Origin of the sequence: Pseudofrankia asymbiotica (assembly GCF_001983105.1) — a bacterium.
GTDB classification, from domain to species: Bacteria; Actinomycetota; Actinomycetes; order Frankiales; family Frankiaceae; genus Pseudofrankia; species Pseudofrankia asymbiotica.
This window is the reverse complement of the sequence record NZ_MOMC01000040.1, coordinates 79250-102734: the sequence shown is the minus strand read 5'-3', so window position 1 is coordinate 102734 and position 23485 is coordinate 79250. Positions and strand designations below refer to the sequence as shown.

General features: G+C 73.9%; 17 protein-coding genes. 6 read left to right on the top strand and 11 right to left on the bottom strand.

Features of this window, described 5'->3' with window-relative positions; genetic code table 11:
- Window positions 1-161: 161 nt before the first annotated feature.
- On the bottom strand, window positions 162-1112 hold the full coding sequence (locus BL253_RS20080; protein ID WP_076818695.1) for a hypothetical protein: 951 nt from the start codon (window positions 1110-1112) through the stop codon (window positions 162-164).
- Between the two features lie 528 nt (window positions 1113-1640).
- Here BL253_RS20080 and BL253_RS20075 point away from each other — a divergent pair.
- Both BL253_RS20075 and BL253_RS20070 read left to right on the top strand, forming a co-directional pair.
- A complete protein-coding gene (locus tag BL253_RS20075; protein WP_076818665.1) occupies window positions 1641-2108 on the top strand; it encodes an FAS1-like dehydratase domain-containing protein in 468 nt (155 codons plus the stop codon).
- Window positions 2105-2578, top strand: coding sequence for a MaoC/PaaZ C-terminal domain-containing protein (locus BL253_RS20070; RefSeq protein WP_081438479.1), 474 nt, complete (start codon window positions 2105-2107; stop codon window positions 2576-2578). The genes BL253_RS20075 and BL253_RS20070 overlap by 4 nt, the downstream gene beginning before the upstream one ends.
- 116 nt (window positions 2579-2694) lie before the next feature.
- Here BL253_RS20070 and BL253_RS20065 read toward each other — a convergent pair whose 3' ends face one another.
- Window positions 2695-3882, bottom strand: coding sequence for an acyl-CoA dehydrogenase family protein (locus BL253_RS20065; RefSeq protein WP_096336047.1), 1188 nt, complete (start codon window positions 3880-3882; stop codon window positions 2695-2697).
- Window positions 3883-4272: 390 nt separating this feature from the next.
- Between BL253_RS20065 and BL253_RS20060 the strand changes: the two genes are divergently transcribed.
- Window positions 4273-5217, top strand: a complete 945-nt coding sequence (locus tag BL253_RS20060; protein ID WP_076818664.1) for an SDR family oxidoreductase — start codon at window positions 4273-4275, stop codon at window positions 5215-5217.
- 355 nt (window positions 5218-5572) lie between these two features.
- Window positions 5573-11905: a WD40 domain-containing protein gene (locus BL253_RS20055; protein ID WP_158230383.1), complete on the top strand. Its 6333-nt coding sequence runs from the start codon at window positions 5573-5575 to the stop codon at window positions 11903-11905.
- 109 nt (window positions 11906-12014) lie between these two features.
- On the opposite strand, the gene BL253_RS20050 is transcribed toward BL253_RS20055, so the two are convergent.
- From BL253_RS20050 to BL253_RS20010, 9 genes are all read right to left on the bottom strand, one after another.
- The gene (locus BL253_RS20050; protein ID WP_076818662.1) at window positions 12015-12368 is read right to left on the bottom strand and encodes a lycopene cyclase domain-containing protein; all 354 of its coding nucleotides are present in this window, start codon (window positions 12366-12368) and stop codon (window positions 12015-12017) included.
- Window positions 12365-12826, bottom strand: a complete 462-nt coding sequence (locus BL253_RS20045) for a lycopene cyclase domain-containing protein (protein WP_241834950.1) — start codon at window positions 12824-12826, stop codon at window positions 12365-12367. Before BL253_RS20045 ends, BL253_RS20050 begins: the two co-directional genes overlap by 4 nt.
- 227 nt (window positions 12827-13053) lie before the next feature.
- Window positions 13054-13842: a thiamine phosphate synthase gene (gene thiE, locus BL253_RS20040; protein ID WP_081438483.1), complete on the bottom strand. Its 789-nt coding sequence runs from the start codon at window positions 13840-13842 to the stop codon at window positions 13054-13056.
- 10 nt (window positions 13843-13852) lie between these two features.
- On the bottom strand, window positions 13853-14077 hold the full coding sequence (gene thiS / locus BL253_RS20035) for a sulfur carrier protein ThiS (protein ID WP_076818661.1): 225 nt from the start codon (window positions 14075-14077) through the stop codon (window positions 13853-13855).
- Between the two features lie 48 nt (window positions 14078-14125).
- Window positions 14126-14443, bottom strand: a complete 318-nt coding sequence (locus tag BL253_RS20030) for an Rv2175c family DNA-binding protein (protein ID WP_241834949.1) — start codon at window positions 14441-14443, stop codon at window positions 14126-14128.
- A 71-nt stretch (window positions 14444-14514) separates the two neighbouring features.
- On the bottom strand, window positions 14515-16167 hold the full coding sequence (locus tag BL253_RS20025; protein ID WP_076818659.1) for a Gfo/Idh/MocA family protein: 1653 nt from the start codon (window positions 16165-16167) through the stop codon (window positions 14515-14517).
- A 372-nt stretch (window positions 16168-16539) separates the two neighbouring features.
- Complete coding sequence (locus BL253_RS20020) at window positions 16540-17796, bottom strand: NAD(P)/FAD-dependent oxidoreductase (protein WP_076818658.1); 1257 nt, start codon at window positions 17794-17796, stop codon at window positions 16540-16542.
- Between the two features lie 101 nt (window positions 17797-17897).
- Window positions 17898-19040 carry a 2-iminoacetate synthase ThiH gene (gene thiH / locus BL253_RS20015; protein ID WP_076818657.1) on the bottom strand — a complete coding sequence of 381 codons (1143 nt, stop codon included), beginning with the start codon at window positions 19038-19040 and terminating at the stop codon, window positions 17898-17900.
- Window positions 19037-19879, bottom strand: coding sequence for a thiazole synthase (locus tag BL253_RS20010; RefSeq protein WP_076818691.1), 843 nt, complete (start codon window positions 19877-19879; stop codon window positions 19037-19039). The genes thiH and BL253_RS20010 overlap by 4 nt, the downstream gene beginning before the upstream one ends.
- A gap of 253 nt (window positions 19880-20132) precedes the next feature.
- Here BL253_RS20010 and BL253_RS20005 point away from each other — a divergent pair, with 253 nt between their 5' ends.
- Window positions 20133-21407, top strand: coding sequence for a LysM peptidoglycan-binding domain-containing protein (locus tag BL253_RS20005; protein WP_076818656.1), 1275 nt, complete (start codon window positions 20133-20135; stop codon window positions 21405-21407).
- A 15-nt stretch (window positions 21408-21422) separates the two neighbouring features.
- The gene (gene pknB / locus BL253_RS20000) at window positions 21423-23456 is read left to right on the top strand and encodes a Stk1 family PASTA domain-containing Ser/Thr kinase (protein WP_076818655.1); all 2034 of its coding nucleotides are present in this window, start codon (window positions 21423-21425) and stop codon (window positions 23454-23456) included.
- Window positions 23457-23485 lie beyond the last annotated feature (29 nt).

The window sequence follows — 23485 nt, the reverse complement described above, 5'->3', positions numbered from 1 at the left end:
GCTTCTTGAACGTCACAGGCGTGGGCATGCCGTCGCGAGGCCGTCCCACGGTCATCTCGGCCGCCATCCGCGCGCCGTCCCCGCAACCGGCGACGCGCGCGGTGCCGGGAGTGGAGTGGCCGGTGCTGGAGCGTGCGTGCGTATATGCGCGTGCGTACGCGCTAGGAGCACGCGGCGACGGTCAGGGAGCCCTGCTTGGTGGCCACGCGGTTGTTGAGGTCCTTGACGGTCACCGTGTAGGCGAGGGTGCCGGCGGCCGCGGAGGGGCCCAGCTGGGCCGTCCAGGTGGACCTGTCGTCGGTGGTGGAGCCGAGCTGGAGGGCGACCGTCGCGGCGGCGCCGTTCGGGGCGGTGACCGCGACGCTGCCGCCGGCCATGCCGATCGGGTCCTGGACCTCGACGGTCAGGGTCGCGGCCGCCGGGGCCTGGTCGGTGGCGCAGGCCTGGGCGCGCAGCGACGACGGCGCGGCGGCCGCGGAGAGAATCCTCGGCCCGGCGGTGACGACGCCCGTCACGTGGATCGTCCCGCCGCCGGTCCCCGAGACCGGGGCGACGGTGATCGGGACGTCGAGCTGGCCGACCGGCGCGGCCGAACGGTCCAGGCTGATGAGCAGCTGAGTGCGGTAGCCCGGGTCGAGGCGGGTCGCGCGCGGTGACGCGTCCAGATAGGACGGCGCGCCGCCGGTCCGGATCGTGAAGGCCTCGGTACCCGTGTTGGTGAGGTCGACGGTGTCGGTGGAGTCGACCTGTCCGAGGTTGACGGACGTCCGCCCGAGGGTGAGCACGGGACCGGTACTCCGGGGCCCGGCGGGGGTGGCGACAAGCGTCGACGCCGGGCGCGAGGCCGAGGGCGGCGGCGGGACCGGGGGGCCGCTGGGCAATACCTCGAAGACCGTGCCTGGCGCGGGGCTGGCGCTCACGHTGTTCGGGCCAGCCTCGGCGCCCGTCGACGACGGGCCGGCCACCGTGACCCGGTCGGTGTCCTCCGTCGGCCTACCGGCGGGCGCCGAGCCACCGCTGGAGGTACCGGCCATCTTCGGGCCGCCGCCACTGAGCAGCGCGTAGCCGATGAGGACACCGACCACCGCGAGGGCGACGACGGAACCGGCCACGATCCGGCCCCACCTGATCGGCAGGATCCGCCCCGACCGGCCCCACGGGGACCGGTGCCGCCCGGCCGGCGCCGACGGGGCCTCCGGGGGCGGTTCCTCAGGGCGCGGCGCCCGCCGCGCGTAGGCGCTGGGGACGCGGCCACCCTCGGCATTGCCGCGCCGGCTGAGACTCTCGCCGCGTCGCCGCTCCTCCGCCGCACGTTGCTCCATCTCCGCCGAGCCTAGGGCTGGGAGCAGATATCCGTGGACGGTTTGCTCGTTTCTGTGACGACCGTCCACATGATGACGAACCGGGCGGCGACCGCCCGGACGACGGCCGCCCGCCGCCCGGTGGACGATCTAGATGCATCCGGGGCGAGTCCGTGGCAGCCTTGCAAGACCCGATATCGATCGATCGGGACAGGATCTGGTGACCTCCGGAGGCGCGAGGCTCGCCTGCCTCCGTCGGCCCAGCGCATCGCYGCGTGTGTCCGCCCGCGTCCGTCGCGACCCGGCGGCCCGGAGCCGCGCCGCGAGGGAAGGAGCCCCATGCCCGCACCGGGCTACACGATGGAGGTCGAACTCGGCAAGATCCGCGAGTTCGCCCGGGCGACCAAGTCGCGCAACCCCGACTACCTGGCGGCCGAACGGCCGGTCTCGCCGGCCACCTTCCTGATGACCGCCGCGTTCTGGTCCGAGGGCGCCGGTGTGCCCTGGGACGAGGTCGAGGGACACGAGGAGATCGACCTCGGGCGCGTGCTGCACGGCGGCCAGGAGTTCGTCTTCCACGGCGAGCCGCCGCGCGCCGGCACCCGGCTCGTCGGCCGAGCCAGGATCGCCGCTGACTATGTCAAGGAGGGCCGTCGTGGCGGCACGATGCGGTTCATCGAGGTCGTCAACGAGTTCCGGACGACCGACGGCCGCCTGGTCGCCGAGGCGAAGAACACCGTGATCGTCACGAGTCAGGCACCGAAGACGGCCAGCACGGCCGACGGCGGGAAGGACGACACCCGATGACCACGACCGTCGACGTCGGCACCGGCGAGGCCACCGCTCCGGTGCTCGGGCCGAGACCGGCCTGGGAGGACCTGGCCGTTGGCCTGGGTCCCGCGCCCTTCATCGACCAGCCGCTCACCCGTACCGACTTCGTCCGCTACCAGGGCGCGGCCGGCGACATGAACCCCATCCACTACGACGACGAGTTCGCCCGGGCGGCCGGGTTCCCGACGGTGTTCGCGGTCGGGATGCTGCAGGCCGGCGTGCTGGGCACGTACGTGACGGACTGCTTCGGCGCGGCGAACCTTCGCCGGTACGGCGTCCAGTTCCGCGAGCAGGCCTGGCCAGGAGACGTGCTCACCTACCGCGCGACCGTGACCGGGCTGCGCGAGGAGGCCGGCCAGCGCCTCGTCGACCTGGACCTGCTCGTCACCCGCCAGACCGGCGGCACCCACATCAAAGGGCAGGCCACCTTCGTCATTCCCTCCTGACGGCCTCCGGGGGGCGCGAGGCTTCGGCCGTCATCGCCCTTCGACCAGACCGTCGTGCCCGCCTGGGGCCGTCCCCTGGCCAGGCGCTCCCAGCGCCTGGCCAGGGGACGGCGCCGTCAGGAGCCGGCCTGGGCCAGCAGGCCTCGGGCGATGACGATCTGCTGGATCTGGCTGGTGCCCTCGTAGATCCGGAACAGCCGGGCGTCGCGGTAGAAACGCTCCACCGGGACGCCGCGGATGTAGCCGGAACCGCCGTGGATCTGCACCGCGCGGTCGGCGATCCGCCCGACCGCCTCCGAGGCGAAGTACTTGGCGCAGGACGGCCCGATCCGCTTGTCGCTGCCGTCGTCGAACCTGGCGGCGACATCGGCGACCAGCGCGCGGGCGGCGTAGAGGTCGGTCGCCGAGTCGGCGATCAGGCCCTGGATCAGCTGGTAGGTGCCGATCACCGCGCCGCCCTGCTCCCGGCTGGCCGCGTAGGAGACGGACTCGTCGACCAGCCGCTGGGACATGCCGACGCACAGCGCCGCGATGTGGATCCGGCCGTGCGCGAGGCAGCGCATCGCGGTCGCGTAGCCTCGCCCGACGCCGTCCTCCCCGCCGATGAGCGCCGACGACGGCACCCGCACGTTGTCGAGGTAGACGTCGGCGGTCCAGGCGCCCGCCTGGCCCATCTTGTGGTCGCGCGGGCCGACGGACAGGCCGGCGGTGCCCTTCTCGACCATGAACGTGGTGATGCCCCGGCTCGGCGAGGCGTGCGGGTCGGTGCGGGCGAAGACCATGAAGACGTCGGCGAGCGGCGCGTTGGTAATGAACCGCTTCGATCCGTTGATCACCCAGTCGTCACCGTCACGGACGGCGGTGGTGGCCAGGCCGGACGGGTCGGAGCCGGCGCCCTGCTCGGTCAGCGCGAACGACGCGGTCCACTCCCCCGAGGCGATCTTCGGCAGCCAGGTCTTCTTCTGCTCCTCGGTCGCCCCTTCGAGCAGCACATGGCCGGCGATCCCGTTGTTCGTCCCGAACATCGACCGGAACGCCGGCGTCGTGTAGCCGAGCTCGCAGACCAGCCGGGCCTCCTCGCTCATCGACAGGCCAAGTCCGCCGTAGAGCTCGGGAATCGCGAACCCGAACAGTCCCATCTCGGCGGCCTCGGCCCGCAGCGCCGCCGGTATCTCGTCGGTCTCCTCGATCTCCTGCTCCAACGGTGCGACCCGTTCGCGAACGAACCGTCGCACCGAGGCCACTACCTCGGTGAAGTCACTCTCCTGCACGGCACCCGTCCGTATCTGCTCGTGGTCCAGCATCGGTACGGCACTGCTCCCCGTCGATCCCTGCTGGCGCTGGAATCGGCGGGACCCCGCGCTCTGGGGTGAACCAAGAGCACCGCCGGTTGGGGCCACGGCACGCGCCGTCGTCCATCCTGCCTACCCGGACGCCATGGCGCACACCGGACGGGACTGGACGACGGAGCTCGCCGCCCGTTCGCTGGCCCGTGACGGGCAGGCGCGACACGATGACGTCCGGCTCCCCACCGGCTTCCGCGAGGCCGGGCAGKACCGACCTCCCGGGTCGACAGGCGTATGGGAGGTCGGATGGGCGTGGTTCGTCCCGCGCACAGACGAGATCGACCGCACAGACGAGATCGACAGAGCGGAACAGCACGGAACTCGACACGTGACAAGAGGAGTCCGGGTATGAGCGGGATCTGCGAGGGACGCGTCGTCGTCATCACGGGCGCGGGCGGCGGCATCGGCCGGGAGCACGCGCTGGCGTTCGCGGCCGAGGGCGCGAAGGTCGTCGTCAACGACCTCGGCGGAGCCCGCGACGGCACCGGCGCCTCCGCCGGCCCGGCGCAGTCCGTCGCCGCCGAGATCGTCGCCGCGGGCGGCGAGGCGGCCGCGAACACCGAGGACATCTCGACCTGGGACGGTTCGAAGAGCCTCGTCGACCAGGCCATCGACACCTTCGGCCGGCTGGACGTCGTCGTGAACAACGCCGGCATCCTGCGCGACCGGATGCTGGTGAACATGACCGAGGCCGAGTGGGACGCCGTCATCAAGGTGCACCTGAAGGGCACCTTCGGCGTCGCGCACCACGCCGCCGCCTACTGGCGGGACCGGTCCAAGGCCGGCGAGGCGAACGACGCCCGCATCATCAACACCTCGTCGCCGTCGGGCATCTTCGGCAACGTCGGCCAGACGAACTACGGCGCCGCGAAGGCCGGCATCGCCGCGTTCACCGTCATCGCCGCCATGGAGCTGGGCCGCTACGGGGTCACCGTCAACGCGATCGCCCCGACCGCGCTCACCCGGATGACCGAGGACCTCGGCTTCGTCAAGAACCAGCAGGAAGCGGACCTCGACGAGCAGTCCCAGGCGAAGGCCGCGTGGAACCCGCTGGGACCGGAGAACATCTCGCCGCTGGTCGTCTGGCTCGGCTCGCCGCAGTCGAACGGCGTCACCGGCCGGGTGTTCTCCGTCGCCGGCGGCTTCATCAGCGTCACCGAGGGCTGGGTGAACGGCCCGTCGGTGAACCGCGAGGGCAAGTGGGAGCCGGGCGAGCTGGGCGAGGTCATCCCCGACCTGGTCGCCAAGGCCGCCAGGAACGCCGACATGCAGGGCAACCGCCCCTCCGCCTGATGGGGCTGCACCGGTCCTTTCTGTGATGGGTTGGCGGTGCCGCCAGCGGGYGGTACCGCCGACCACGGCCCGCGTGCATCCAGCGCGTGGTGCCCGCGCTCGTGCGTGTGGTCAGGCACCGGCTGTACCGACGCGCCCGATACCGCCGTCCTCATCCCGCTCATCCCGCTGACCCGGCACATTTGGCGCCTTTCGGTGTCAATCGGGCGACGTCTCATTCCGTCGACGGCCTCAACCGGCCAAGAAGGCACGTATTTGTTGTTTTCTGTTGCCGAGTACGTGGTTCTGGGATTATCGGGACGTGTGGGGAGAGACTGTTTCGCCGGCGAGCGGCCCGGCACGGATCTTCCTCAGCGTGGCGGGGCCGGACGAGCCGTGGGGTAGCTGGCTGGACCACGTGCTGCGCGACGCCGGCCACGAGGTGGCCTTCTACCGGCGCTCGTTCCCGCTCGGGACGAACTTCGTCGACCAGATAAACGCCGCGCTCGCCCGCGCCGACCGAATGATCGCGGTGATCTCGCCGTACTACCTGGACCGTTCGTCCTGGGTGCGGGAGGAGTGGCAGGCCGGCATGCGCATAGCGCACGACCGGGACGGATTCCTCCTGCCGGTGCTCGTCGAGCCCTGCGAGCTCCCGCCGCTCCTCGGCACGATCAACATGATCGTGCTGGTCGGCCTGGACCGGGCCGCGGCCGCGCAGGCGGTGCTGCGGGGGCTGCTCCAGCCGCACACGGGTCCACCCGAGCCGGATCACGAGCCGCCCTTCCCCGGCTACGGCCTGGTCCCGCGTGCTCCGACGCTGAGGCTCCCGGCCGCCGGCGCCGCCCCGGCTGCCGCCGCGACGGCTGTCCCGGCGGTGCCGGCGCAGCCGTCGCCGCTCGACCCCACGCCGCCGGGCGGTCCCGACCTGGCTCTCCTCGCGAACGGCGGCGTCCTCCCGCTGCCTGGCGCCGCCGATCCGCCACTCCCGCCGCCGACGCCTCCTGGCGCGCCGCGAACGGCACCGCCGGGGGCGCCGTCGCTCGCGCGGCAGGACACGGGCGGGCCGTCGCCGCCGCTGTCACCACAACGGCCGCCACCCACGCCAGCCGCGCCTGGACCGGCCCCGCCCGCACCCGCCGCGCCCAGGCCAGCCGCGCCCGCGGTTCGGGTCCGCCCGCCGGTCACGGCGCACTCCGCCGCCGCCGGGTTCGCCGCCCGGCCCGCGGCGCCCGGGCCGACCGAGCACCGCGGGGAGGGCCGCGGCGGCGAGCGGGAGTCGATCACGGTGCTGCACCTGCCGGCGCTGGCCGTCCCGCCGCGTCCCGGCCACGCCCCGGACACCGGTCTGGATCCGTTCGGCAGCGCGCTCCACGACGATCTCGCGACGCTGGCCGCCAGCCCCGGGATCACCCCCGACCTGGTGGTCGTCACCGGAGTGGCGCTGGAGGGGCGACGCGGCGAGTACGAGCAGGCGGCGCCGCGGCTCGCGGGACTGGCCGAGCGGTTGGGCCTGCCAGCTCACCGGATCGCCCTGGTCCCCGGTCGTGGCGACGTCAGCGCCGCCGCGGCCCGCGCCTACTTCGCCGCCTGCGAGGACGAGGAGATCGAGCCGACGCCGCCGTACTGGCGCAAGTGGCGGCACTTCGTCGACTTCCACGCGGGCTTCTACCGGGAGCTGGGCGACCGTACGTTCGCGGTCGGGCAGGAGTGGACCCTCTACCCGATGCCGGACCTGCGGGTCGTCGTCGCCGGGCTGAACTCGACGATGGCGATGAGCCACCGACAGGCGGACGACCGCGGCGAGGTCGGCCAGGCGCAGGCCCGCTGGTTCGCCGACCGGCTCGCCGGCTACGAGCGCGCCGGCTGGTTCCGGATCGCCATCGGTCACCACCCGCCGCTCGCGGCCGACCGGGTGCACTCGGCGAAGGCGACCGACGCCTCCGGCGCCGACCTGATCCTCGGCGGTCATGTCAACGTCGTGCTCGCCGGGCACGGTCACGGCGCACCGGTGTCGGCCAAGCCGTTGCCGGCGATGCCGGCGCGGCTGCCGCGGTCCGGCACGACGCTGATCAGCGCGCACCCGCCGCACCCTGTCCCGACGGCGGAGGCGGCGATCCGTTACCAGCTCGTCCGGGTCAGCCGCACCGAGCTGACCAGGCTGGACCGCCGGTTCTCCCGTCGCGCCGGTTCCTGGCGGCCCGCCAACGAGGTCGGCCCAACCGGAACGGTCACCCACCGGACCCGCTGGGAGCACGCCGCGGCGACGTTCCCTCGCCCGGCCCGCCGGCAACCGCCCGCCGAAGGCCCGGCGGCCGCCGAGGGCGGGCCGGGTGACGGCCGGCGGCCCGTAGGCGAGCGGAGGCGGGGCACCCCAGGCACCCGCGGGGACGGGCGCGCCAACCGGCGCGGCGAGACGTTCGCCGACCGGATCGCGGAGATCGCCGAGCTCTCCTCCCCCGGCGCGACGGTCACCCGGATCTCGCCCGCCGGCGCCACGCCCGAGTACCTGCGGGTCACCGTGCCGCACGGGCCGGTGTTCGAGCAGCGACCAGTCGGGATCATCGAGGGCGGCGTCGACGAGAGCACCGTCGACCGGTTCGTCGAGCACGTGCACCACCAGTACGCGGCGACCGACCCGCAGCTGACCTCCGACCTCGTCTACGGCGGCCCGCTGCCGGCGCCGGACGAACTGGTCCGCCACGCCGCCTCGCGCGGCGTGCGGCTGCGCAGCTTCGTCGAGTACCAGGGCCTGCTGGACCTGCGTGGCTACCTGCGCCGGCAGGGCGAGCGGCTGGCGGCCGACCGGCTCTACCCGCCAGCGCTCTATCTGCCACAGCGGTTCCGCCTGATCGACGGCGGCGCGGGGGTCACCAGCCCGGGTACGGCGGACGGCACGGCGCCCGACGAAGCGTCATCCGACCGGACACCGTCCGATGAGGCGACGTCCGACGCGGCGGCGTCCGATGGCCCGGCAGGCCGCGGCGGCGGGGACCTGCTCGGGCGGGTCGTCGACTGGCTGACGGCTGACTCGGCGCGGTTCGTGCTGATCCTGGGCGACTTCGGCCGGGGCAAGACGTTCTGCCTGCACGAGCTGGCCCGCACCCTGCCCGGCCTGCGACCGCACCTGATCCCGCTGCTGATCGACCTGCGCACGATGGAGAAGGCGCACAGCGTGGACGAGCTGGTCGCGGCCCATCTGGTCGCCTCGGGCGAGCAACGGGTCGACGTGTCGGTGCTCCGGTACATGCTGCGCCGCGGCCGGCTGGTGCTCCTGTTCGACGGGTTCGACGAGCTCGCGCTGCGGGTCACCTACGAGACCGCGGCCGAGCACCTCGGGCGGCTGCTGGACGCCGTCGAGGGCCAGGCGAAGATCGTCGTGAGCAGCCGGACCCAGCACTTCCTCTCCCACGGCCAGGTCCGCGGTGCGCTCGGTGCCCGGGTCGAGCTGCTGCCCGCGAGCCGGATCGCCGAGGTCGGCGACTTCACCGAGCGGCAGATCGAGGAGTTCCTCGTCCGGCTGCACCACGGCGACGCGGCGCGGGCACGGGAGCGCCTCGAGCTGATCCACGACATCCGCGACCTGCTCGGGCTCTCGCACAACCCGCGGATGCTGGGCTTCATCGCGTCGCTGGACACCGACCGGCTGCGCGCCGTCCAGGCCAGGACCGGGATGATCAGCTCGGCGGACCTCTACGGCGAGCTGATCGAGGAGTGGCTCCGCCATGAGGAGCGGCGGGCCCGCCCGCCCGGTGCCGGGCCGGCACTGACGGCGGGCGAGCGCCGGGAGGCCGTCACCGCGCTCGCGCTTCGGCTCTGGCGTACGACCGACCAGATGATCAATCTCTCGGAGCTGGCGGCGACCACCAGCGCGGCCCTCGACGCGATGACGGACCGGGAAGACGCCGGCCAGCTCGACTCCGGGCAGGCCGCGCACATGGTCGGCTCGGGCAGCCTGCTGGTCCGCGCGGAGGCCGGTGGCTTCACCTTCATCCATCAGTCGGTGATGGAGTACCTGGTCGCCGCCGCGGCCGCCCGCGGTCTGATCGCCGGTGCGGCCGGACCCGCCGGTGCGGCCGGACCCACCGGGGACCTGACCGGCGCGGACGTACTGGCTGCCCGGGTGATGTCCCCGTTGATGGTCGACTTCGTCCGCGGCGTGGCCGGCGACGAGGCGGTCGCGGCCTGGGCGCGCCGTGTCCTCGCCGACCCGGACTCCGGCCAGGCGGCCAGGGCGAACGCGCTGACGATCGCGCGCCGGGCCGACCCGGCGGTGGCCCGAGGCGCGAGGCTCGCCGGGGCTCACCTGGAGGGCGCCAACCTGACCGGCCTCGACCTGACCGGCGCCGACCTGCGCGGCGCGAACCTCACCGACGCGAACCTCGACGGCACCGACCTCGGCGCGGCGAACCTCGCCGGCGCGCGGCTGACCGGCGTGCGCGCGCGGGGGCTCGGTCTCGCGGGCACGGACCTCACCGACGCCGACCTGAGCCGAGCCCTCCTCGCCGACCCGGACCTCACCGGCGCCAACCTCACCGGCAGCCGCTGGAGACGCGCCGCGCTGCTCGGCGCCACGCCGCCGGACCGGCCCTGGACGGTTCCCGAGCTCGCCAGCGCCGCCGTGCCCGGCCGCGATCCCGTCGAGGTCATCATCGACGCCGGCGTCCGCCTGACGCAGGCGATCTCGCCGGCGCACGATCTGATCGCCTACGGAAGCGGCCGTCATGTCGCGCTCTCGGACCTCGCCGACGGCCGGCCGCTGGCCGTGCTGCGGGGGCATGGCGACTGGATCCGCTCGGTCGCGTTCTCCGCCGACGGATCCCAGCTCGCCGCCGGGGACGTCGCGGGCCGCGTCCTGGTCTGGGATGTCACCACGGCCGAGGAGGTGGCCGTCTTCGACGGGCTCGCCTCCCGGGTGCGCTCGCTCGCCTTCTCCCCTGATGGCCGGCTGCTGGCCGGTGGCTGCTGGGATGGCGACGTGCAGGTCTGGGACCTCGCGTCCCGGGAGAGGATCGTGACGCTGGGCCAGTCGCGGGATCAGGTCAGGGCACTGTGCTTCTCGCCCGACGGGTCCCTTCTGGCCCATGGCGACCAGGTCCAGCTGTGGAACGTGCGTGACCGCCGCGACGCCGGGACGCTCGGCGCACCGGGCCAGCGCGCCCGGGCAGCACGGTTCTCGCCCGATGGCACGATGCTCGCCTGGATCGACGACCGCGCGAACGTGGCGCGGGTCTGGAGTCTCGCCGCCGGCCGCGAACTGGCCCCGCTACCCGGTGACGCCCACCCTGTCCGGACGCTGGCGTTCAACGCCGCGGGTTCCCTGCTCGCGGTCGGCGCCCCCGACGGAACGATCCGGGTGTGGGACCCGCGCACCGGGGCGCTGCGCGCGACGCTGCGGGAGCGTACCGGCTGGCTGGCGGTGCTGGAGTTCGTCGACGCCGACGGCGAGACGCTGCTCGCCGGGAGCGCGGACGGAACGGTCCGGCTCTGGAAGGTCGCCGACGGCTCCCCGCCGGGCCGGACGCTGCTCGCCAGCCACACCACCGACGTGCTCGCGACCGCGTTCGTGCCGGACCAGCCGCTGGTCGCCTCGGCCAACGAGGACGGCACCCTGCGGCTCTGGGACACCCGGACCGCCCGCCAGGTCCACGTCGGCTCGGGCGAACGCGCCTGGACCTACGGCATGGCCCTCACCGACGACGCCACGCTGCTCGCCGCCGCCGGCGAGGACGGCCTGGTCCGGATCTTCGATCTCGCCGCACCAGACCTGGACGCCCCGGCACGCACGCTGAACACAAGGCGCGCGCCGGTGAACGCGGTCGCCTTCTCCGCGGACACGACGCTGCTCGCGGTAGGGCATCCGGATGGCACGGTCGGCCTGTGGAACCCCTGGACCGGCCAGCCCACGGCGACGTTGCGTGCCGACGGCCTGCGGGTGCTCACGGTGGCGTTCTCACCGGACGGCGAGCTGCTGGCCGCCGGCACGGACGCGGGCACCGTCCATCTCTGGGACGCGGCGTCGCCCCCTCGCCCGACGAGCGGATCGGGAACCGCCCCGGCGGCCCGCCGGCTCGTCCACCACGGTGACCGGGTGAACGCCGTGGCGTTCTCTCCCGACGGCCGGCTGCTGGCGAGCGCCTGCGGATCGGGCGTGATCCAGATCTGGGACGCGGCGAGCGGCGCGCTACGCCATCGGCTGGTGGGCCACGCCGGCCCGGTCAGGACCGTCGCCTTCGCGCCGGACGGCCGGCGGGTCGCGTCCGGCGGCGAGGACGGCATCGTCCGCGTCTGGGACGCCGGCTCGGGCGCCGAGACCGGCCAGCTCGCCGGGCACACGGAGGTGATCCGGTCGCTGGCGTTCGCCGCCGGCCGCGCCACCATGACCGGGTCTCCCGCGGCCAGCGGTTCGCCGGTTCCCGGGGCCGGAGCGGGCGACATGCTGGTATCCGGCGGCGGCGACGGCACCACCCGGCTGTGGGACGTCGCGGCCGGGCGGGAGATCGCCACGCTGCTCGGGCTGTCGGGCGCTCACTGGGCGACGTTGTTCCCTGACGGCGCGTACAAGAGCTCGGACGAACGGGCGGCCGAGGGTGGTAACGGGTTCTCGTGGTCGATCAGGCTGTGCCGGTTCGACCCGGATGAGCTGACCCCCTACCTGCCATGGATCCGCCGGCTTCCCCCCAACGCGCCGATCCCATCGCCGCCGTGACGGCACGACGGCGCGACGGCGCGACGGCGCGACGGCGCGACGGCGCGACAGCGGTCGTGTGAATCCGGGTCCTGCCGCCACCGGCCCCGCCGCCGGTTCAGCCGCCGGTTCAGCCCGACGCGGCCGGCCCGGCCGGTGGCTGACCGGAACCGGCGCTGGGCAGCCGGCGACGGGCGCGACGGCCCCACCAGACCCACCAGTCGAGGGTCCACAGGACGAGGGCGAAGCCGAACAGCAGGTCCTCGACCGGGGCGAACGCGACCCGCGGGCCGAGGATCGCGCCCGGGTCGTAGCGCACGACGCCGAACCCGGTGAGCACCCCGTTCGTGATCAGCTGACAGACAACGATGATCGCGTAGGCGGCCCAGAACACCCGCCGCCGCACCAGCCGCACCCGGAACACGGCCAGGTCGGCGGCCAGGGCGGCCAGCACGCCGGTGACCGCGAGCGCCGTGTAGCTCACAGGAGCCCGGCCTCCCCGTCCGTTCGGATTCCGGCACGGTCCCGCCGAGCATGGGACGGCGCCGCGGCCGGCTCGGGCAGCGCGGGCTCGAGCGGCGCGGGCTCGAGCGGCGCGGGCTCGAGCGGCGGCGGTTCGTCACCGACGGTCCAGTCGTGGCGACGGGCGCGGACGGCCTCCAGGGTGAGGATCGCGCAGATCGGCACGACGACGAAGAACAGCGCCTCCTCGAGGGGAATCCCGCCCGGCAGCCGGACCCCGGTCACGCCGCGCGGGTCGAACGTCCACTGCCCGCGTGCTATCGCGTACAGGTCCCAGCCGACGAAGACGACCAGCACCGGGACGAGGGTGCGCACCAGCCGGCGCCACCGGGCGTAGACCCGGGTGCGCAGGAACACCTCCAGCGGCGCGGTGCCGAGCAGGCAGGCCGCCAGCACCGCGAGATAGCTGAAATGCCGCATCACGCACCCGCCGCCGCGCCGCTCCGGCCCACCATTTCCCCGCCTCTGCCCGCGAGGCAGGCCGAGCGCCGTCGCCCGCGGCACAGAAACCGCGACACCGTCCGCTCACCGCCAGAAGCCGGATCAGTCAGACGCCGCGCGCCGTCGCCGACGCGGGGAGTCTGACTGATCCTGCGGCACGACGCGCGGATCAGAGGGGTGGGCACGGAGGGCGTGGCGCCGGCGGGTCAGCCGGCGGCGCGCAGGCGGGCGGCGAGGGAGGCGGACGCGGCGGCCGGGTCGGATGCGCCGGTGATGGCGCGGACGACGACGGCTCGGCGCGCGCCCGCGTCGAGAATCGCGTCGAGGCGCTCCTCGTCGATCCCGCCGATCGCGAACCACGGCTTCGCCCCGGGCACGAACGGCGCAGCGACGGCCACGGCGGCCGCTACCAGCCTCAGGCCGACCCCGGGACGGCCCTCCTTCGTCGGCGTCGGCCAGACCGGGCCTACGCAGAAGTAGTCGACGTCCGGATCGACCAGCGCCGCCTCGAGCTGCCGCTCGTCATGCGTCGACAGGCCGATGATCACGTCAGGACCGAGGAGGCGGCGCGCGACGGCCGGCGGGATGTCGTCCTGGCCGACGTGCAGGATGTCGACGCCAAGCACTGAGGCCAGGTCCGCCCGGTCGTTGCCGCTGACCAGTGCGCCGTGGCGCCGACCGGCGGCGAGCATGCGTTCCAACGCCGCGGCCTCCTCCCGCCACTCCAGCCCCTTCTCCCGTAGCTGGATCAGGTCGACGCCGGCCACGCCCCCGGCACCAGGCGGGGCGAGCACACCGTCGAGGAAGGCGTCGAAGCCCGGCTGCCGGGGCGTGCACAGGTAGAGCCGGGCGTCCGCGAGCCGCGCCAGCCGCGCAGCACGCGCCGCCGACACACCATCCACCGGCTCCGACGGCGGTGACGGCGGTGACGGCACGACCGGTGTTCCCCCTTGCGGCGTGAGCGACTCACTCGCGAAGGCGTCCGACGATGGCATGACCAGGCTGTCATCCACCGGCGACCGCCCGGACGAGCTCGAGCCGGTCGCCGGCGCGCAGCCGCACATCCCGGCGCTGCGCGGAGGTGAGCGCCTCGCCGTTGTACTCGACCACCACCGACCCGGCCCGCAGGCCCAGGTCGGCGAGCAGGTCGGCGAGCGGCTGCCCCGCCGGCACCTGTCGCTCCTGGCCGTTCACGACGACGGCCACCGCGGCCACAGACGGATCAACCACACCCTGGACCCTACGCGCATCCGGGCGACCGGCCGCCGCCCGCCGCCGTCAGAAGCCGAGCGCCTGGGCGCGGCGCTTGACCTCCCTGCCCCGGTTCTCGCGAAGCGCGTCCAGCGGGGTGCCGGGAAGGCTCGGGTCCTCGCGCAGCAGCCAGTCGATGGCCTCCTCCTGCGAGTACCCGGCGTCGGCGAGCAGCGTCAGCGTGCCGGGCAGGCCCTTCGTGACCTCGCCGTCCTGGATGAAGCCGGCTGGGACCCGCAGAATGCCGTCCTCCTGGCGGCGGGCAAGCAGGCTGCCCTCCCGCACCAGCTGGCGCACCCGCGTGATCGGAACCCCCATCGCCTCGGCGACGTCGGGCAGCGGCAACCAGTTGTCCATGGTCGAAAGTAAACACGACCAGGAGATGTCCTCAAGACCGACCTCGCGCCCGTGACCGCCTAGGCGGGGCCGATCTGGACGCCGCCCCCGCCCGCCGAGCGGGTGGCGGCCTCCGCGACGGCCACGACCTTGCGTGCGGTCTCCACTCGATAGGCGGCGAGTGGCCAGCCGGAAAGGAGCGCGTCGGCGAGGTCCCGGTAGAACGGGTGGGGGGCGCCCACCGTGAGCGGGAGACGGGTTCTGGTGCCGTCGTGGGAGATCACGGTGAGCGGGCCGGCCGACAGCGCGGCGGAGTGCGCCCTCTCGCCGGTCCGGCCCTCGTGCCGGCCGCCGGCCCGTGCCCATCCGCCCGCCGGCGCCGTCTCGGCGGTGCCGCCCGCGGCGAGGGCGCCCGTCGCCGGGTCGTCGCCGAACACGGAGCCGGTGGAGCCGAGCACATGCAGCCGGGTGGTGGGCACCGCGAGCAGGTCGGAGACCGTCACCTGCGCCTCGGCGCCGTTGGCGAAGCGCAGCAGGACGCGGGCGTGGTCGGCGTTGGTCACGTGGTGCCAGACCCGCTTGTGGGCGGTGGCCGTGACCCATTCGACCGGCTCGTCGACCAGGTCGAGGACCCAGTCGAGGTGGGCGGCGGCGCGGTCGTGGATGAGGCCGCCGCTGGCCCGCTCGTCGTCGCGCCAGCCGCCGGGCGGCCTGTTGTACGCGCCGTGGATGACCTCGACCGAGAGGATGTCCCCGATGGCCCCGCGGCGCACGGCTGCCCGCAGGCTCTGGTAGGCCGGGTCCTCGCGGCGCTCCGGGTACATCGCCAGCAGCGACGAACGGGCGGCGGCGAGCAGYGCCAGGTCGTCGGCCTCCTGGGTGGACAGCGCGAACGGCGACGGGATGACGACGTCCTTGCCGGCCTCCAGCGCCCGGGAGGCCCACTGCGCGCGGGTGTTGTTCGGGGTCCCGATGACGACGAGGCGGACGTCGGCGTCGGCGATCAGGCTGTCGGGCTCGTCGTAGGAGCGGGCCTGGCTCTCGCCGGACCGGCCGCCGCCGGCGCGGCCGGTGCCGCTCACCGCGACCAGGTTCAGGCCCTCGGTGGCCTCGACGGCCGTCTGGTGGACGGCCGGCGTGCCCGGCTCGCCGAGCAGCCCGACGCCGATGGGTGCCTCGTCGCGGACGCCGAGAGTGTGGCGCAGCCAGCGGCCGACGAGCCGGTGGTAGGCGGGGTCGGCGAGTGTGCTCGCGGTGGAGCCGAGGGTGAACATGCCCAGGCCGGTCGACGGCCGCCAGGTGCAGATCGGGAACTCGGCCGTCCCCTGCTGGACGAGCAGCAGCCGTTCGACGTCGTCGGCGATCTTGTCGGGGACGACCCAGCTGTCCACCGGCCGGAACTCGCCCATCCGGGCGGCGACCTCCGCGCCGTTCGGCCCGACCGTCACCCGCAGCTCATGCGTGGGCGTGGTGTGGCCGGGGATGAGCCCGGAGGCCTCGACCAGCGGGCTGTCGGACGGCAGCGCGCGCACGGTCGGCCCCGCRAGCAGCACCGGCACCGATTGCCGCGCACGGTCGAGGAGCTCCTGCTCGACGGAGTCCAGCGGCCGGTCGATGAGGACCAGCAGGGCGTCGGCGGAGCGGGCCGAGGTGGGCCCGAGCCCGGCGGCCCGGAGGTGGTCACCGAGGGCGCTCACCCCGGGCAGGTTGGAGACCAGGTGAATGCGCGGCACAGCGCCAGACTCTAGTGACAGGACCCCATCCGCCCGTCAACGGGTGCTATACGGCCGATCGACCTGAACGTCCAGCTAGTCGACCCGTCCCACTACCTGACCACCGGCACCGGCAAGCCCACGACCAGCGACGAATCGAGGCCCCCGCCACGCACCGTCACGACGGCTGGTGACAGGTCGGCCTCGTCGGCGGACCTATACGGCTCGTACGTGCCGCGACGGCCGTCGCGCCATGAGATCTGGTCATGAGCGAATCCATGGCGAGGGCGCCCCCGGGCCTCTGGACAGCCCGACAGCCTCGGACCGTGGACGATCAGCCGGTGCCAGGCGGTCCCCCGGTCAGGCCACCGATCGATGCGGCCACGGCGGACTTCAGGAATCGGGCAGGAGGGACTTCAGGGGGACGGCGGGGTCGGCGAACTGGGCCCGGTCGGGGTGGGCGGCGGCGGCGAGCAGGCGGCGGCCGGCGACCATGTCGATCGGGCGCGCGACCGTCACCAGCGCGGTGAGCGCGCCGTCCGGGGCGAACCAGCCGGCCGACCAGCCGGGCGCCTTCTTCGCGTCCGGCGCCCGGCGCGCGGCCGGGTCGCCGCGGAACACCAGGTGGGCGTCGTCCGCCGGCAGGCCGGCGAACTGCACCATCCGGCCGAACTGCTCCGACCAGAAGTACGGCACCGGGTTGTAGGCGGGCAGGTCCGCGACGGCCTGGCCGGCGGCGAGGCCGAGCAGGGTGCTCGCGGCGACGGCGGGCGCGCCCTGGGCACTGTCCCAGTGCTCGACGTGCATCCGCGTGCCGTAGCGCAGCGACCACCAGGCGGCGCAGTCGCCGACGGCGACCACCGGCGCGGCACCCTGGGCTCCCGCCACGCCAGAAGCCCACGTCGTCAGCAGGTGCTCGTCGGTGACGATCCCACGCTCGAGGACCAGCGAGCCGCCCAGCCAGGCGACGTCGGGACGCACGCCGACGCCGACGACGATCTCGTCGGCCGGGATGAACTCGCCGCCCACGAGCAGCAGCCCGTCCTCACCGATCTTGTCGACCATGGCGTCGACGCGCAGCGTGACCCCGGCCTCCTCGTACCAGTGGACGGCGTGCCCACCGACCTCGGCGCCGAGCGGCGCGAGCGGGAAGCCGCCGCCCTCGACGACGGTCACCTCGGCGCCCAGCTTGGCGGCGACGGTCGCCACCTCGGCGCCGATCCAGCCCGCGCCGACGATGACGAGCCGCAGGCCGCGGCGCAGCGTCTCGCGCAGCGCGAGCGAGTCGTCGATGGTGCGCAGCACCCGCTGGGCGGGCGCTCCGGGCAGCCGGATCGGCGCCGAGCCACTGGCGATCACCAGGCCGTCGTACTCGACGGGGCCGGCGTCGGTGTGGACCACACCGGGCTCAAGGCCGGTCGCCTGCCGGCCGAGCAGCAGCTCGACGCTGTCCAGGTCGTGCAGCCCATAGGGCAGGTGGGTGCTGTCGGTACGGCCGGTCAGCACGGCCTTCGACAACGGCGGACGGTCATAGGGCGGGTGCTCCTCCGCCCCGATCAGCGTGATCCGGCCGGTGTACCCCTGCTCGCGCAGCTCGACGACGGTCCGGCCGCCGGCCAGCCCGGCGCCCACCACCACAACGTGTTCCATAAGGCCGCAGGCTATCGGAGCACCACGCCAGGAAGCCCCCGTGAGATTCGCCAGATCACAACCGGCGGCGTCCGCGCGCCGCCGTGTGGTGACCTTGCCGGTCAGGTCGCGACGAGCGGGAAGGCGTCCTTCCAGACCGGGTCGTAGCCGGCCGCGACGAGCATGGCCGCGACGGCGTCCGGGGGACGCTCGTCGCTGATCGAGAACTGTTCCTGCGCGGTGCCCGGCGTCCCGTAGCCCCCCGGCTCGGTCGACGAGCCCGCGCTCATGGTCGTCACCGCGATGCGGGCCAGGCCGTCGCGCATCGCCACCGGCTCGCGGGTGGACAGCGACAGGTCCAGGTCGGGCTCGTAAAGCCGCAGCGCGGCGTGCGCCTGTACGAACTCGGCGTCACCGACGACGACCACGGGCGGGAATCCGGCCGCGTTCGGCCGGATCCGCGGCAGCGCCGCCGTGACCTCCGTGCGCCAGAACCGGCGGGACAGGAACGTCGCGTGCGCGGCGAGCGCGAGCACGTCGGCCCGCCAGTCGACGGCGAGGCCGAGCAGCACGCCCAGGCCGAGGCGGCGCACGCCGGCGGCGCCGGCCCGCTCGAACGACGACAGCCGGCGGTCGAAGTCGCGCTTCCAGCCGGCGACGTGCACCTCGCTGTAGCGGGCCCGGTCGTAGGTCTCCTGGTAGTGGACCGCCCCGACGAGCCCGGCCGCGACGAGCCGGGTGTAGGTGTCGTCCGACCAGGTCTGGGTCTCGATCGAGATCGCCGGGAACAGCGGGGCGAGCCGTTCGACCACGGCGACGAGGTAGTCGGCGGAGACCTCGACCCGGTGCTCGCCGGAGACCAGCAGCAGGTGGCGGAAGCCGCGCTCGGCCAGCAGCCTCGCCTCGGCCTCGGTCTCGTCGACGGACAGCGTCCGGCGCACGACCGGCAGCCCCTTGGAGAAGCCGCAGTACGTGCAGGACGACAGGCAGGCGTTCGAGACGTACAGCGGCGCGAACAGCCGCACGGCGCGGCCGAAGCGGCGCAGCGTCGTCTCCCGGGCGGCGTGCGCCAGCTCCTCGATCCGGCCGGTCGCGGCCGGGGAGAGCAGGACGGCGAGGTCGGCGAGGCCGAGCCGGCCGCCGGCGCGGGCGGTCGCGAGAACGGCGGTCACGGCGGCGTCGTCGGCGCGCGGCCCGGTGGCGGCGAGCCCCGGAAGGTCGAGGCCGGCGAGGACCGCCGCGAACTCCCCCGGCGGGGCGCTCACAGGGCGACGGTCCCGGGCTGGGCGCCGAGGAAGCCGGTGAGCGGCGAGGACGCCTTGGCCCTCGTCGGCGCGCTGACGGCGCCGCGGCCGGCGAGGTAGCCGAGCCGGCCGGCGACGGTCGCGAGCGCGAACGCGCGGGCCATCGTCACCGGGTTGCTCGCGACCGCGATCGCGGTGTTGACGAGGACGGCCGACGCGCCGATCTCCATCGCCTCGGCGGCGTCGGACGGGACGCCCAGGCCAGCGTCGACGACGACCGGCACGCCGGCCGCCTCGATGATCACTTCGAGGGCGTCCCGGGTGCGCAGGCCGCGGTTGGAGCCGATCCAGCTGCCGAGCGGCATGACCGTCGCGCAGCCCGCCTCCTCCAGCCGGCGGGCGAGCACCGGGTCGGCCGGGCAGTATGGCAACACGGTGAATCCGTCGGCGATCAGCAGCTCGGCGGCGCGCAGCGTCTCCACCGGGTCCGGCGCGAGCGTGCGCGGATCGGGGGTGACCTCGAGCTTGACGAGCGGGCTGCCGGTCGCGGCCCGGCCGAGCCGCGCGAGCCGGTGCGCCTCCTCGGCCGTGACGGCGCCCGACGTGTTCGGCAGCAGCGTCACCCCTGCCGGGACGAAGTCGAGCACGTCGCCCTCGCCCGCTCGGGCGAGATCCACCCGGCGCAGCGCGACCGTGACGATCTCGGCCCCGCTGGCGACCAGGCTGTCCCGCATCAGCGCGTGGCTGCCGAACTTCCCCGTGCCGACCATGAGCCGGCTGGCGAACGCCCGCCCGTCGATCCGCAACGGCTCGTCCTCGAGCTCGGTGAGCCCGACCGGTGCCGTCCCAGGTGCTGCCACCACTTCTCCCTCCCCACGCGCGCATGACCGCGATCGGGTCTACGGGTCGCCGACGGATACTCAGCCGGCCTCTCAGCCCGTCTCACACGGGCTCCCCGGGTCCGAACGAAATTCTATGCCCGACATTCGCCCACAGGCCGCGCCGAGCGACGCGGGGCACCACACGGACCCCGCACCAGACAAGGATGATCTTGCGGTTACGCGTTCGCTCGGTCACTGTCGGTCCTTGTCGACCGACGCCGGAGGAATGCGGATGCCAGCACGACGCCCGACCCTACTGGCGCGCGCCACCCTCTCACTCCCAGCCCGGGTCCCGCGGCCTAGCCGGGCCGCGCTCCGCGGTGCCGCGACGCTGGCCAGCGCGCTCGCCGTCGCGACCGCCGGCGGCGCGGCGGCCGGCGAGTGGGGGCCGTACGAGGTCAGTCCCGGCGACTCGTTGTGGTCGCTGGCCGCGCGGCACGGGACGACCGTCGAGCGGATCAGGACAATGAACGGCCTGCCGGACGACGAGCTGCGGGCGGGCGAGCTGCTCTACCTGCCGGGCTCCCATTCGGGGATGGCGGGGATGGCGGGGACGGCCCAGTCCGAGACGGCCGCGGACTGTCCGCCCAGTTCGCCCATCGAGGCGTGCCCGCCGTTTCGGCCGCCCGGCGGCTATGTCGTCCAACCGGGTGAGTCGCTGTCCGTGCTGGCCGCCCGGGCGGGCACGAGCGTCGCCGACCTCGCGGCCCGCAACGGGCTCGGCCCCGACGAGGGCCTGCGGATCGGCCAGATCCTGCTGGTCCTTCCGGACCCGGGCCAGGCCGGCACCCCGGCCGCCGCCCTCTCCGCCGGCGCCCCCGCACCAGGTGCGCCGGGCGATGGCGTCACGCCGTCCGCGGCGACGTCGAGCTCGACGGTCACGACAGACTCGACAGTCACATCGAGCACATCGAGCACGGCAGTCACGACGAACTCGACGGTCACGTCCAGCTCCACGGTCACCACGAACTCGACGGCCTCGGCGGGGTCAGCGGCCACGACGAGTTCAGCGGTCACGGCGGGGTCGGCGGCCCTGACGAATCCGGCGGCGACGCCGGCCGGGACCGGCGGGGGCGTGCTGGGAGGCACCGAGCCGGTCGTCTCCGCCCTGGGCGAGACCCAGCGCGCGATCCGGGCTGAGGCGGCCCAGCAGGGCGTCGACCCGGCACTCGCGCTCGCGGTCGCCTCCGTCGAGAGCGGGTTCGACCCGACGGCGGTCAGCCAGGTCGGGGCGGTCGGCGTCATGCAGCTGATGCCACGCACCGCGCGCTGGATCGCCACCGTGCTGGACCGGCCGGTCGACCGGTCGGACCCGGCCGACAATATCGCCGGCGGGGTGGCTTTCCTACGATTTCTGCTGGTAGAGACCTCAGGGGATGTCCCAACGGCGGTCGGCAGCTATTACCAGGGTCTTGACTCGGTGCGACGGTACGGTTTCTTTCCGGATACCCAGGAGTATGTCGGAAAGGTGATCGCGAGACGGGCGCACTTCGCCGAAGCCCCTTAATCGTAAACTGGCGGCGTGGATGCCACGGTCGCGGACCCCGTCATCGGTCGCCTGCTGGATAGCCGGTACACGGCGCAGGAGCGGCTGGCCGTCGGCGGCATGGCGAGCGTCTACATCGCGCACGACAACCGGCTGGACCGGATGGTCGCCCTGAAGGTGATGCATCCGAACCTCATGCACGAACCGGACTTTGTCGCCCGGTTCCACCGGGAGGCCCGGGCGGTCGCCCGGCTGAACTCCCCGCGGGTCGTACAGGTCATGGACCAGGGCGCGGCCCAGACCCCCGTCGGCGTCCTGAACTATCTCGTCATGGAGCTGGTACGCGGCCGCTCGTTGCGCCAGCATCTGGGCGCGCACGGGCGGCTCGCGCCCTACGAGGCCATCGACATCATGGAAGCCGTCGCCGAGGCGCTGGCCGCCGCGCACCTGGCCGGCATCATCCACCGCGACATCAAGCCGGAGAACATCCTGCTCGGGGACGACGGCCAGGTGAAGGTGGCCGACTTCGGCCTCGCCCGCCCGATCACCCAGCCGACGGCCGCGCTGACCCAGGGCGTGGTGATGGGGACGGTCGGGTACCTCGCGCCCGAGCAGGTCACCCATGGCGTCGCGGACTACCGCAGCGACGTGTACGCGGCCGGCGTCGTGCTGTTCGAGATGCTGACCGGCCAGCTTCCGCACACCGGTGCCACCCCGATGTCGGTGGCCTACCAGTCGGTCCACAGCGAGATCCCGGCGCCGTCGACGATCGTCGCCGGCATCGAGCCCGAGCTCGACGCCCTGGTGCTGCGGTCCACCGCCCGCCAGCCCGACCAGCGCCCGTCCGACGGCGTCGCGCTGCTCGACGAGGTACGCCGCGTCCTGCCCTTCATCACGGACTCGGGACCCGCCTCGCCGGCCGCTCCCTTCCAGGCCGGCGGTCCGCCCACTCCCACGTCGGCGGACCGCTACCCACCCACCCGGATCGAGCGTCGTTCCGACGAGGTCGACCTCGACGCCTACCTCGACGATCCGGACTTCGCCCCCGGGCCGGCCGCACGCGGCGGCGGCCACCGCGCCGCCTCCGGCGGCCGGGACGGGACCTACGGGAACCGGCCGTCCGCCCACCGTGGCGGCGGTATCGGGGGCTTCCGCCCGCCTGCGTGGGCGTACGCGGTGCTTGCCGTGGTGGTCGTGCTGATTCTCCTGATCGTCGGGGCGAAAGCGATGCTGGGCGGCGGTGGCGGCGGTACCGAGGTACCGCTGCTGACGGGGCTGACCAAGGTGGACGCCGAGGCCGAGCTGAGGTCCGACGGCCTGCAGTGGACCTACGGCACGCCCGTCCACAGCTCGACCGTCCCCAAGGACAAGGTCGCCGACTACTCGCCCAACGGCAGCAAGAAGGTCAAGCCCGGCGAAACCGTCACGATCATCCTGTCGCTCGGGCCCGAGCAGGTCTCCGTCCCCGATCTGAAGGGCCATTCGCAGACGGACGCGCAGGGCACGCTCCAGTCGATGAACCTGGGGTTCGCCGGCCTGCGGCAGCAGCCCAGCGACGACGTCGAGAAGAACCAGGTCATCGGGACCGACCCGCCGGCGGGCACGAAGGTCGACCCCGGTACCCAGGTCACCATTCTGGTCAGCAGTGGTCCGGCCGCTCGGACCGTCCCCGACGACCTCGTCGGCAAGAGCTACGACGACGCGAAGGCCGAGCTGGAAGCGCTCGGGTTCACGGTCCAGAAGGACATCGACACCAGCGGCGCGTTCGACAAGGACAAGGTCGCGCGCACCTCGCCGGACCCAGGTCGGCAGGTCAACCCCGGCGCCACCATCACGCTGTTCGTCTCGGCCGTCGACGGCGGCGGCGACGGCTCGGGCGTCATGGTGACGGTCCCGAACGTCAAGGGCAAGAGMTGGAACGACGCGCAGTCGATCCTTCACAACGCGGGGCTCGAGGCGGACTTCCAGGGCGGCGGGTTCTTCAGCAGAAACAAGGTCAAGTCAACGAACCCGCCCGCCGGCACCCGCGTCGAGCAGGGAACCACGATCCACGTCACCCTCGGCAACTGAGCTGTACTGCTGGTTCGTTCCGTCCGGGC